Genomic DNA, 11,924 nt, shown 5'->3' on the forward strand with positions numbered 1-11,924 from the left:
TTGCGCTATGCCTTTGTTTTAATACCCCTCCCGAGACCCTGCACTCACCCCAGCAGATTCTCGGAACCGACGAACGTTTTATAGGTTTTTGCCGATAACGCAACCGCCCTTCCGGGCTGAAAGCGATTTAGTCTGAAGACGTTGCGTCAATGTCACGGCAATCAGGAATTGGGACTCACAAGTCTGACAATATCCTTCCAGGTAACGAACACCATAAGCATAAGTACCAAGCCTAAACCAATCCTGAATCCCACATCCTGAACGCGCTCGCTGAGCGGCTTCCCTCTCAGCGCTTCGAAGAAGTAGAAAACGAGATGCCCCCCATCAAGAACCGGCACCGGAGCAAGGTTTATCAGGCCGATACTCACCGAAAGAACTGCGGTGAGCGAAATGAGCGGCAAAAATCCGTGTTCTGCGACCTTGCCTGAAACCTGAGCAACACGTATCGGACCACCCAACTGATCGGCGGATTGGCGCTGTGTGATGACGCCCCAGACGTAACTGACAGTCCCTTCCATGATCCGGTAGGTTTCCTTGACGCCCTCATCAAAGGCACCGAATAGGCTGTATTTGATACGAATATAATTTTGTGGATCACCGCTTCCGCGAACACCGATGTCACCCGCCATCTGGTGCTCCCCGGCGAAAACCTCCTTGAGCTTCGCAGAAGGCGTGACAGTCAGATCGACGAGCTCACCACCGCGATCGACTTCAAAGACCAGCGGAACATTCGCATTCATCAACACGACCTGGCGCATGTCGCCGAAAGTCTGAATTTCACGCCCGTCAATTTCCTTGACGACATCGCCGGCCTGTAGTCCGCCCTGTGCGGCTGCACCATTCGGAAACACTTCTTCAACAACCGGCAGGATCCCCTGTTTGCCCGCCGACACGAAGAGCACCGTAAAAATAGCGATCGCGAGAATGAAATTTGCAATCGGCCCCGCCGCGACGACAGCAGCCCTTTGCCAGACAGGCTTGGCGACGAACGCGGTTTTGCGCTCCTCGTCGCTCATCTTTGCAATCATCTCGCGACTGGGAACGCTGGCAGCGTTCTCGTCACCCGCAAATTTTACATATCCTCCAAGTGGGATCAGGCAAAGTTTCCAGCGCGTCCCCTTCTTGTCGGTACGGCCGAGCAGTTCCCGACCAAACCCGACGGAAAAAGCATCAACTTTGATGTTGCACCAGCGCGCAACTGCGAAGTGCCCCAACTCGTGAAAGAACACAACGACCGTCAAGATGAACAAAAACGGGATAATTGTGCCCACAACGAGGGAATACGCAGAAATTAAGAATTCCATGAAGGGTCCGATCCAGCACAGGCTTGGTAGGTTTCGTACGTAGCACTGTATTAAAAAGAAAATTACGGCGTGTTAATGGTCGAAAGGGAATTTTCCAGCCGCATCAACACTATGCACACCGCGATTTGATCCACTCTGATGTTTTACGGCGCGCTTCCAGGTCCAGATCAAGCACTTCATCAACACTTGCGAACGCACTCATTGAACCAGCTGTGGTCAACTCGGCCAAAACCGCCTCGATAGCAGCCGGAATATCCAGAAATCCGATGCGGCCGGACAGAAACGCTTCGACAGCCACTTCATCGGCCGCATTCAGCGCTGCTGACGCAATATCTCCGGAATTCATGGCTTCGAGGGCCAGTCTCAAAGCTGGAAACCGCATCAGGTCCGGAGCTTCGAATGTAAGTGTTCCAAGTTCAGCAAGGTCCAATCTCTTAACGGGAACCTCCATGCGCCGGGGAAACGACAGACAGTGCGCGATCGGAGTCCTCATATCAGGGCTGCCCAGTTGCGCCAGCAAAGATCCATCCCTGTATTGAACCAGGCCGTGGATCGTCGATTGCGGATGCACAAGGACATCCAGCTGATCGTGCTCGACAGGAAACAGATGCGAAGCCTCGATGACTTCAAATCCCTTGTTCATCATCGTCGCGCTATCGATGGTGATGCGAGAGCCCATTTCCCAGTTGGGATGATTCAACGCCTGCTGAGGCGACACATTTGCCATTTCCTCAATGGAAAACGTTCTGAATGGCCCCCCTGACGCGGTTAGGATGACTTTCTCGATCTGATGTGCCTGGTCAGCTTCGAACACCTGGAATATCGCGTTGTGCTCGCTATCCATCGGCAGGAGTTCGGCTCCGGTTTCCCGGATTCGAGCCATAAAGAGTTCACCAGCGCAAACAAGACATTCCTTGTTGGCCAGCGCGATCCTTCGTCCGGGCTTGATCGCGGCCATTGTCGGTCTGAGACCAGCGGCACCCACGATTGCACCAACGACCAGCTCCGCCTCCAGCTCGACACTTTCCATCACCGCTGCATCGCCGGATGAAACCTTGATGCCGGTCCCCTGAAGAAATTCCGAAAGTTCATGATGTTTCTCGGGATTGGCGAGAACGGCATACGAGGCCTTCAGCTTGATCGCCATCTTCGCCAATGCCGCTGCATTCTGGTTGGCAACCAGAGCAACCACATCAAACTTGTCAGGATTTCTCTCTATCAGATCCGCCAGGCTCTGCCCGATCGAGCCTGTCGCCCCGAGAACTATAATGCGAACAGGCCTGCAACTATCACCAACACTTACACCGCTCGTCACGAGCACACTCCAAACCTAGCCCAGACCCAACCCGGCAATCGGATCTGAAAATGTTCCACCAAAGATCAATCCGATAATCACCGCAAATATGGCTGCGGCAACCAGCCCGTCTATGCGGTCCATGATCCCACCATGCCCGGGGATCAGGCGACTTGAGTCTTTCACGTCAAAACGGCGTTTAATGGCTGATTCAAGCAGATCGCCCGCTTGAGATACGACAGACAAAGCTGCCGCAAGCAGTGCCCAGGGAAACAGGCTCTGTGCGCCCGCCAGGTATGCGACAGCGGCACCAAGCAATGTGGCGATGACAAGTCCCCCGATAGCGCCAGACCACGTTTTCTTGGGAGAAATCTTCTTCCACAGCTTCGGCCCACCGAAGGCCCGTCCAGTAAAATACGCAAAAATGTCCGTTGCCCAGATCACAATCAACAGGAAGAAACTGAACACCAGTCCGCCTGCTCCTTCTCGCACCGAAAGAAGCGCGTACAGAGCAAGTCCGCTGTAGAGCACCCCCTCCGCAGCCCAACGACCTGTGCGCGAGACCCCGCCTGTTGCAAATGTCGCGATCGTGCCGACAACAAGTACGGCAAGCCCGCTGAGAGGCATGCTCACATATTCAAGTAGCGACAGAAGGATCAAGGACAAGAAACCTGTCACGGCCGTCAGGGACCGCTCAGGTGTACCGGTTATCGTGAACCATTCCCAGAGAAACAGAATGGCAGCAACCAGAACAAGAGCTTTGTATGGGGCACCGCCCCAGTAGGTGATCAACAAAACCAGTGGCCCGAGAATGACCGCTGATATCAGTCTTAGCCCAAGGTCTGAGAGTTTCTTCGGAGTTTCTTCTGTTTCTGCCATCATGAGAGCCGGAGGTTAAATAGCCTTGGCGTCAAGGCCACCATACCGGCGCTCTCGATTTCCGAAACAACTAATTGCCTTGTCAAAGGCGGCTTCGTCGAAATCCGGCCAATGTTCATCACAGAAATAGAATTCCGCATAAGCAGCCTGCCAGAGCAGAAAATTGGAAAGCCGCATTTCACCGCTGGTGCGCACAATCAGGTCCGGATCCGGCAAGCCGCCCGTATCCAAGGCCTGTGAAATCGCGTCTTCAGAAATGTTTTCCGGCGACATTTCGCCGTTTGCAACCTTTCGGGCGAGATCTTGTGCCGCGCGAGCGATTTCCGCACGCGCGCCATAGTTAAACGCAACTACAAGGGTCAGGCCCGTATTATTTCTTGTCAGATCTTCCGCTTCTTGAAGAAGCGCCAGAATGCCAGGCTCCAGATCACTTCTGCCACCAATAATACGAATGCGCACATTTGCTTCGTGAAGTTCACTCAGATCCCGCTGAACGAACCGACGGAGCAAACCCATCAGAAAAGAGACTTCCGTCTTCGGACGGTTCCAGTTCTCTGAGGAGAAACTGTAGATCGTTACCACTTCGATCCCGATCCTGCCCGCGTGCCGGATCGTTCGGCGCAAGGCTTCCAGGCCCTTCCGATGACCTTCCGTACGGGCAAGACCACGTGCCGTTGCCCAACGTCCGTTGCCATCCATGATGAAGGCAACATGGCGAGGCAATTTCGAAGCGGAACCTTTCCTGGCAGACGTTTCCAGGTTCTGGCTCGGGCTGACGCTCATGGGCTCCCCCCAACGCAATGGCATTATCAGCTTAGACCTGGGAAATTTCCTGTTCTTTTTTCTCAAGCATGCCGTCAACTTCACCAATCATCTGATCGGTAAGTTTCTGAACTTCGTCAGAAGCAACCCGGCTGTCATCCTGCGAAATATCACCGTCTTTCTCGGCCTTTTTCACATGGTCCATGCCATCCCGGCGAACATGGCGGATCGCCACCTTGGCCTGTTCGGCGTATTTGTGGGCGACTTTGATCAGTTCCTGACGGCGTTCCTGGTTCAGTTCCGGAATCGGCAACCGGAGAAGCTGGCCATCCACGACAGGGTTGAGACCGAGGTTTGATTCGCGGATCGCCTTCTCGACGGTGGCCACCATTCCCTTGTCCCAGACCTGAACCGCAAGCATGCGAGGTTCCGGCACGGAAACCGTTGCAACCTGGTTGATCGGCATTGCCTGACCATAGGCGTCAACGGAAATCGGATCCATCATCGAAGCGGAGGCACGGCCAGTGCGCAGGCCGGCGAACTCGGTCTTCAGAACAGAAAGAGCCCCTTGCATACGGCGCTTCAAGTCATCAAGATCGACACCTTCAACCGACATTTTGTCCTCACTATTGTTCTATGCATCGCCAATTAGAGTCTCGGCGCGCGCCAACATGGCATAAACGCACCGAAACACAAGAGCTTGAAGGGAGATCCGGCTTAAAACTTTCAGTCACCCACGACTGTATAAGTACCCGTTTCCTGCAACACGCTCACCAAAGCTCCAGGTGAGTGGATCGAAAACACAATGACGGGAATGGAATTGTCGCGTGCCAGTGCAATCGCTGTCGTATCCATGACCTTCAGGTTGCGTTTGATAACTTCTTCATAGCCAAGCGTTTCATAGCGCTCCGCGTCCGGATTGACCTTCGGGTCTTCAGAATAGACACCGTCCACCTGTGTGCCCTTCAAAAACGCATCACACTTCATTTCCGCCGCGCGCAGTGCCGCACCGCTGTCCGTAGTGAAGAACGGATTGCCGGTACCGCCGGCGAATACGATCACATCACCGTCTTCCATGTACCGGTCGGCGACACGCTGCGAGAAAGTCTCACAGATCGAAGGCACCGCGACGGCGGAAAGAACTCGCGCATTCACCTTGAGGCGACGCAGGGCATCAGCGAGCGTCAGGCTGTTCATGATAGTAGCCAGCATGCCCATGTGGTCACCGGTCACCCGGTTACCGCCCTTGGCCGCGACAGCCACGCCGCGGAAGATGTTGCCGCCACCGACAACAACCCCCACCTGAGCGCCGAGCGCGACAGCGTCGGCAATCTCCTTGGCGATTCTTTGCACTATGGCCGGATCGATCCCAAAGGCCTGTGAGCCCATCAGAGCCTCGCCGGAAAGCTTCAGAAGAACTCGTTTCCAACGCAAAGAATTCGTCATGGGTGCACCCTTACTGAAATTGTCTTTCTAAAAAAAAAGCGCCGGACTTGCCGGCGCTTTCTTTGAGCTTACTGCCCGGTGGCTGCTGCCACCTCTGCGGCGAAGTCTTGCTCCTCTTTTTCAATCCCCTCGCCTAGTGCGAAGCGGACGAAACCGGAGAGTTTGACATCTGTGCCGAGTTCTTTTGCAAGCGCCTCTACAGCCTGTTCAACCGTCAGATCCGGGTTGATGACAAAGGCCTGTTTCACGAGGGTAACTTCCTCGTAGAATTTGCGCAAACGGCCTTCCACCATTTTTTCAATGATGTTGTCCGGCTTGCCGGATTCACGAGCCTGCTCTGAGAACACCGCTTTTTCGCGCTCAACCACAGCCGGGTCGAGAGCTTCAGTATTCAGGGCCAGCGGGCTGGTTGCAGCAACGTGCATGGCGATTTGGCGGCCAAGAGCATTCAGCTTGTCCTTGTCGCCAGAAGATTCCAGAGCAACCAGAACGCCGATCTTGCCCAGGCCATCCGCTACGGAGCCGTGAACGTAGGTTGAAACGACACCTTCACTTGCAGACAGAACTGCAGAACGGCGAAGGGTCATGTTTTCGCCGATGGTAGCAATCGCGTCTGTGATTGCATCGGCAACCGGCTTGCCACCAAGATCAGCAGCGGAAACAGCCTCAACGGAACCGTCGGTCGAAACAGCGACCTTGGCAACGTTGGAAACAAGTTCCTGGAAGCCTTCGTTACGTGCAACGAAGTCGGTTTCGGAGTTCAGCTCGATCACGGCAGCCTTGTTGCCTTCAGAAGCAACACCGACCAGACCTTCAGCAGCAACACGGCCAGCCTTCTTGGCTGCCTTTGCCAGGCCTTTGGTGCGCAGCCAGTCAACAGCCGCTTCCATATCACCGCCAGATTCATTCAGAGCGGTTTTGCAGTCCATCATGCCAGCGCCGGATTTCTCACGGAGCTCTTTTACCATCGCAGCGGTAATGCTCATCGATTGCCTCGTGGATGGGGGTTTCAGATAAGACACGGTTTAGCCCATTGCTATCCGCGCCTTTATGACGGGACTGCAAGAATTTGCAGCCCGTCTTGCGAATTCATGGTGAAACTGCCGCGAAAAGCTCGCGGCAGAGACGGTCTTAGGCTTCAGCTGCTGCCGGAGCTGCTTCAGCTTCAGCAGGAGCTTCCTCGGAAGCTTCAGCCAGAACTTCTTCAACCGGAGCTTCTTCCGACTCGCCGATATCCATGCCAGAAGCACCCTGTGCACGGGAGATACCGTCGATGGCTGCGCGTGCAATCAGATCGCAGTACAGCGAGATTGCGCGACCGGCATCGTCGTTACCCGGCACCGGATAGGTAATGCCTTCCGGGTTGGAGTTGGAGTCGAGGATCGCAGCCACCGGGATACCCAGACGACGGGCTTCCTGAATTGCGATTGCTTCACGGTTGGTATCGATCACGAAGATCAGGTCCGGGATACCGCCCATGTCCTTGATGCCGCCAAGGTTCCGCTCGAGCTTTTCACGCTCACGGTCCATGAACAGGCGCTCTTTTTTCGTCAGGGCGTTGGCTGCGTCGGAAGAAAGGGTTTCTTCCAGCTTGCGCAGACGCTGAATGGACTGGGAGATGGTCTTCCAGTTGGTCAGCATGCCGCCGAGCCAGCGAGCATTGACGAAGTACTGTGCAGAGTTGCGAGCAGAAGTCGCTACAGCTTCCTGAGCCTGGCGCTTGGTGCCGACGATCAGAACGCGGCCACCGCCGGCAACAGTGTCGGACACTGCCTTAAGAGCCTGGTGCAGAAGCGGAACAGTCTGGGACAGGTCCATGATGTGAACATCGTTGCGTACACCAAAGATGTACTGACCCATACGCGGGTTCCAACGGTGTTTCTGGTGACCAAAGTGGACGCCAGCTTCCAGAAGCTGACGCATGGTGAAATCGGGCAATGCCATACCCTTAATCTCCTGATTTTTCCGGTTTAACCTCCGCAAGAGGATGTCGGCCGGAGGATTTCTCCCATCGGCCACCGGATGGACCCCGATAAACTCGGTTTCCGCCCCTTGCGTGTGGAATGGGCGCCTTATAGTTGGGAAGAAATCTTATTTCAAGACCTGAACACCTGTTTTCTTTGGTGCACTTCACAGGTTCCAGAAGTTTTTTTCCCCCAAATCCCGGCTTCAATGTTTCATCGACGTGTCACCAGACCTTCTTGACCTGTTCCAGTGGTGTTTTTACCAAGGACCCAGACTGACGCCTGACACAGGAGACTTTCATTGACAACTCAGGGAATAAACCATCTTGGACTGACCGTTCGTGACCTGGACCAGACCACCGCCTTCTTCACCGATCTGTTGGGCTGGGAGCTCCTCGCAAAAGATGAAAGCTACCCTCGAACAACTGTATCCGACGGCACCTGCCGCCTCACGCTCTGGCAGGTCGACCGGTCACAATCGGTCACGGAATTCAACCGCAAAACCAATATCGGCCTGCACCACGTTGCCCTTGAAGTCGCCAGCAAGGAAGAGCTCTTTGCAATGGCAGAGAAAATCCGAAACTGGCCGGGTGTAAGAATGGAATTCGAACCGGAATTGCTGTCAGGTGGCCCGCGCATGCATATGATGTGTTACGAACCAGGTGGCATTCGCGTGGAATTCATCTGGCCTGCCAGCTGATTGCTCTTGTGCATTAGCTCAAGCCGTCTGCACGTCCGTCACGCCCGGTACGGCTTTAAGCGCTCCGGCAATTTCAGGAGACAGACGGAAACGGCCGGGCAATCTTATCTCCACTTCGCGTGCACCGTTTTCAAGCAGGACAATCACCGTTACGTCTCCCTCTCCCCTGACCTGAAGATGTTTGGCCAGGCTCTGGATCGGGCGCTCGTCCCGCACGAACACGCGCATGCTTTTCTGCAAGCGCGCCGCGACCTTGTCGATCGGATCGACTTGCTCTATCCGCAATGAGGGCTCATCGTCGCGCATGTCCGCACCGACGAGTACAACGACAGATCGACCGGTCTGAAGAACGTCGCGGAACTGTTCAAGCTTTTCCCGGAAGAGCAACGCTTCGTACTGCCCGGTCGCATCTGATAACCGGGCAATTCCCATGCGCGTCCCGGTCTTCGTCTTGCGTTCCTGCATGGACACGACAGTACCAGCCAGGCGGCCATGAGAAGCCCCCTTCTTGACCGCTTCCGAAAACTGGGCCCAAGGCTGAGCGCGCATCTTTTCCAGAACGCCGGCATACTCATCAATCGGATGCGCCGACAGGTAAAACCCGATGGCAGAATGCTCCCGCTGCAATTTTTCTTCAGTTGTCCAGCCGTGTACTTCGTCAAGCTGCAGTGGTTCTTCGCTATCGCTGCCGCCGAACAGCTCATCCTGTCCGAGCGTCCTGTTTTCCTCTGTGCGTTGCGCCAGTCCCATGACACGGTCCAGACCTTCAAAGACGCGCGCCCGGTCAGGTTCCAGCTCGTCAAACGCCCCGGCAGCAACGAGATTCTCGAGTGTCCGCTTGTTGAGCGCCTTCGGTGAAATTCTACGGGCGAAATCGCCAAGGCTGGTAAACGGCGTGTCACCGCGCACTTCGACAATGTGTTCAACCGCCTGCTCACCGACACCCTTGATCGCCCCCATCGCATAAAGGATCTTGTCTTCAGAAACGTCGAAATAGACCTGCGATCGATTGATGGAGGGTGGAACGATTTCAATTCCCATCCGCCTGGCTTCCTGACGGAAATCGCCCAGCTTGTCGGTGTTGCCGAGATCCAGCGTCATCGACGCCGCCATGAACTCCACTGGATGGTTCGCCTTGAGCCAGGCCGTGTGATAGGAAACAAGCGCATAGGCTGCGGCGTGAGACTTGTTGAAGCCATAGTTCGCGAACTTTGCCACGAGATCGAAGATTGTTCCCGCGTGCGACTTGCTGATGCCGCGTTCAACGGCCCCGTCGACAAAGCGCGCACGCTGGATCTCCATTTCAGCGGCAATCTTCTTACCCATTGCGCGGCGCAGAAGGTCAGCTTCTCCGAGCGAGTAGCCTGACAGCACCTGGGCAATCTGCATCACCTGTTCCTGATAGACGATGATGCCATTCGTCTCCATCAGGATGGGTTCCAGCAAGGGATGCAGACAATCCGGGTCCTGTTCCCCGTGTTTCACCGCGTTGTAGACTGGAATGTTCTCCATCGGCCCTGGACGATAGAGTGCCACAAGCGCGATGATGTCTTCGAAACGGTCGGGCTTCATGCCGGCGATTGCGCGACGCATCCCCTGACTTTCCAGCTGGAACACGCCGAAGGTCTCGCCACGGGCCAGAAGCTCGTAGGTGATTTTGTCGTCGATCGGCAATGCGGCGACATCGACATTGACACCGCGCCGTTCAATCAGTTTCACCGCCGTGTCGATGACCGTCAGTGTTTTCAGACCGAGAAAGTCGAACTTCACCAGACCGGCATCTTCAACCATCTTCATGTTGAACTGGGCGACCGGCATGTCGGATCGCGGGTCTCGGTAAAGTGGAACGAGCTGTTCCAGGGGCCGGTCACCAATGACGACACCAGCAGCATGAGTAGAGGCGTGGCGGTAAAGGCCCTCGAGTTTCTGCGCCATGCCGAGCAGCCGCTCAACGATTTCCTCTTCCTTGGCCGCTTCGCGAAGACGCGGTTCGTCCTCAATCGCCTGGGCCAGCGTCACAGGATTGGCAGGATTGGCCGGCACCAATTTGCAAAGTCGGTCCACCTGGCCGTATGGCATTTGAAGCACACGGCCCGTGTCTCGCAGAACGGCGCGCGCCTGCAGCGATCCGAAAGTGATGATCTGCGCGACCTGCTGACGCCCATATTTCTCCTGAACGTAGCGGATAACTTCCTCACGCCGGCTCTGGCAGAAGTCGATATCGAAATCCGGCATCGATACGCGTTCCGGGTTAAGGAAGCGCTCGAACAGAAGCGAGAACCGCATCGGATCCAGATCGGTGATGGTCAGCGCCCAGGCGACCAGCGAGCCGGCCCCCGATCCGCGCCCGGGCCCCACCGGAATATCCTGATTTTTGGCCCACTTGATGAAGTCGGCAACGATAAGGAAGTACCCGGGAAACTTCATGCGCTCGATAATGCCGGTTTCGTAGTCGAGCCGTTCCCAGTAATCCTTCTCTTCCAGTCCGGGGGCCAGACCATGGGCGTCAAGGCGCGCCTGCAACCCTTCCCTTGCCTGACGATTTAGCTCGTCGGCCTCTGCCTTTTCCGCCTCCTCCGGATCGGCATCTGCCCCTGCGAATCTCGGCAGTATCGGGTCGCGTCGCAAAGGACGGAAACTGCATCGTCTGGCGATTTCGATGGTTGAAGCGAGGGCTTCGGGCAGGTCGGCAAACAGCGAACACATCTCTGCCCGGCTTTTGAAGTAGTGCTCGGGGGTCAGTCGCCTGCGATCATCCTCAATCAGCACGCGGCCTTCCGAGATACAGATCAGCGCATCATGCGCTTCATAATCCTCGCGTTTAGGAAAGAATGCCTCATTGGTAGCAACAATCGGCAGGTTCATCTGATAGGCAAAATCGAGAAAATCGGCTTCTGTCTTCCGTTCGCCCTCCATCCCGTGACGCTGCAATTCGACATAGCAGCGACCCGGAAACCCGTCTGAAAGATTCTTAAGGCGCTCTCTTGCCAGATCCTTCTGCCCTGCAAGCAACGCAGCTCCGATTGGACCGAGGTATCCCCCAGTCAGAAGAATGACATCCTCGCTCTTGGACAGAAGATACTCGGCGGTAACGTGCGGCCTCAGGCCGGTCTCCGTGTCGAGAAAGGCGCGCGACGTCAGTTCCATGAGATTGCCGTAACCGGCTTCAGTCATGGCGATGAGAACCACATCGGCAAGCGCAGGTTCTCCGCGCCGTCCACTTTCCAGTCCGTCGTCAAAAAACACTGAAAGCTGACAGGCGGTGATCGGCTGGATGCCGGTGCCCCAGGCTTTTCCTGAAAATTCCTGTGCACCGAAAAGATTGTTGGTATCTGCAATTGCAAGCGCCGGCTGGTCGTCAGCCTTTGCCAGGTCAAGAAGCTTCTTGATCGGCAACGCACCTTCCAGGAGCGAAAGCGCGGAATGAACCCTGAGGTGAACGAACCCCGGACCGGTCGCGCCGGCTGCTCCGGAAGTCTCGTTTGCAGAAGTATCGGAACCAGTCATGTCAGCGCTCTTAGCATCTTCCAGAATCAACGCTCAAGTGAAGCGTTTCAGAAGAGCCCTGTCGAGCC

General features: G+C 55.6%; 10 protein-coding genes. 1 reads left to right on the forward strand and 9 read right to left on the reverse strand.

The genetic code is table 11. The annotated features are described in order from the left end of the window. Positions 1-161: 161 nt before the first annotated feature. The 8 genes from rseP to rpsB all read right to left on the reverse strand — a co-directional run bounded on the left by rseP (position 162) and on the right by rpsB (position 7,629). Positions 162-1,304, reverse strand: coding sequence for an RIP metalloprotease RseP (rseP, locus tag ABLO27_RS06310; RefSeq protein ID WP_353031343.1), 1,143 nt, complete (start codon positions 1,302-1,304; stop codon positions 162-164). A gap of 109 nt (positions 1,305-1,413) precedes the next feature. Continuing rightward, a complete protein-coding gene (gene dxr / locus ABLO27_RS06315; protein WP_353031345.1) occupies positions 1,414-2,619 on the reverse strand; it encodes a 1-deoxy-D-xylulose-5-phosphate reductoisomerase in 1,206 nt (401 codons plus the stop codon). Positions 2,620-2,634: 15 nt separating this feature from the next. Further along, on the reverse strand, positions 2,635-3,477 hold the full coding sequence (locus ABLO27_RS06320) for a phosphatidate cytidylyltransferase (RefSeq protein WP_353031347.1): 843 nt from the start codon (positions 3,475-3,477) through the stop codon (positions 2,635-2,637). Positions 3,478-3,492: 15 nt separating this feature from the next. Beyond that, a complete protein-coding gene (locus tag ABLO27_RS06325; protein WP_353031349.1) occupies positions 3,493-4,260 on the reverse strand; it encodes an isoprenyl transferase in 768 nt (255 codons plus the stop codon). A gap of 31 nt (positions 4,261-4,291) precedes the next feature. Next, complete coding sequence (frr, locus tag ABLO27_RS06330) at positions 4,292-4,855, reverse strand: ribosome recycling factor (protein ID WP_353031351.1); 564 nt, start codon at positions 4,853-4,855, stop codon at positions 4,292-4,294. A 110-nt stretch (positions 4,856-4,965) separates the two neighbouring features. Beyond that, the gene (gene pyrH, locus ABLO27_RS06335; RefSeq protein ID WP_352943501.1) at positions 4,966-5,685 is read right to left on the reverse strand and encodes a UMP kinase; all 720 of its coding nucleotides are present in this window, start codon (positions 5,683-5,685) and stop codon (positions 4,966-4,968) included. A gap of 68 nt (positions 5,686-5,753) precedes the next feature. After that, positions 5,754-6,671, reverse strand: a complete 918-nt coding sequence (gene tsf / locus ABLO27_RS06340) for a translation elongation factor Ts (RefSeq protein ID WP_353031353.1) — start codon at positions 6,669-6,671, stop codon at positions 5,754-5,756. A 145-nt stretch (positions 6,672-6,816) separates the two neighbouring features. Beyond that, positions 6,817-7,629 carry a 30S ribosomal protein S2 gene (gene rpsB / locus ABLO27_RS06345; protein WP_353031355.1) on the reverse strand — a complete coding sequence of 271 codons (813 nt, stop codon included), beginning with the start codon at positions 7,627-7,629 and terminating at the stop codon, positions 6,817-6,819. Positions 7,630-7,950: 321 nt separating this feature from the next. On the opposite strand from rpsB, the gene ABLO27_RS06350 reads away from it, so the two are divergent. After that, entirely contained in the window at positions 7,951-8,349 is a 399-nt protein-coding gene (locus tag ABLO27_RS06350; RefSeq protein WP_353031357.1) for a VOC family protein, read from the forward strand. A gap of 18 nt (positions 8,350-8,367) precedes the next feature. On the opposite strand, the gene dnaE is transcribed toward ABLO27_RS06350, so the two are convergent. Then, positions 8,368-11,856: a DNA polymerase III subunit alpha gene (dnaE, locus tag ABLO27_RS06355; RefSeq protein ID WP_353031359.1), complete on the reverse strand. Its 3,489-nt coding sequence runs from the start codon at positions 11,854-11,856 to the stop codon at positions 8,368-8,370. Positions 11,857-11,924: the final 68 nt, after the last annotated feature.

This window comes from Roseibium sp. SCP15 (genome assembly GCF_040329435.1).
Lineage (GTDB): Bacteria > Pseudomonadota > Alphaproteobacteria > Rhizobiales > Stappiaceae > Roseibium.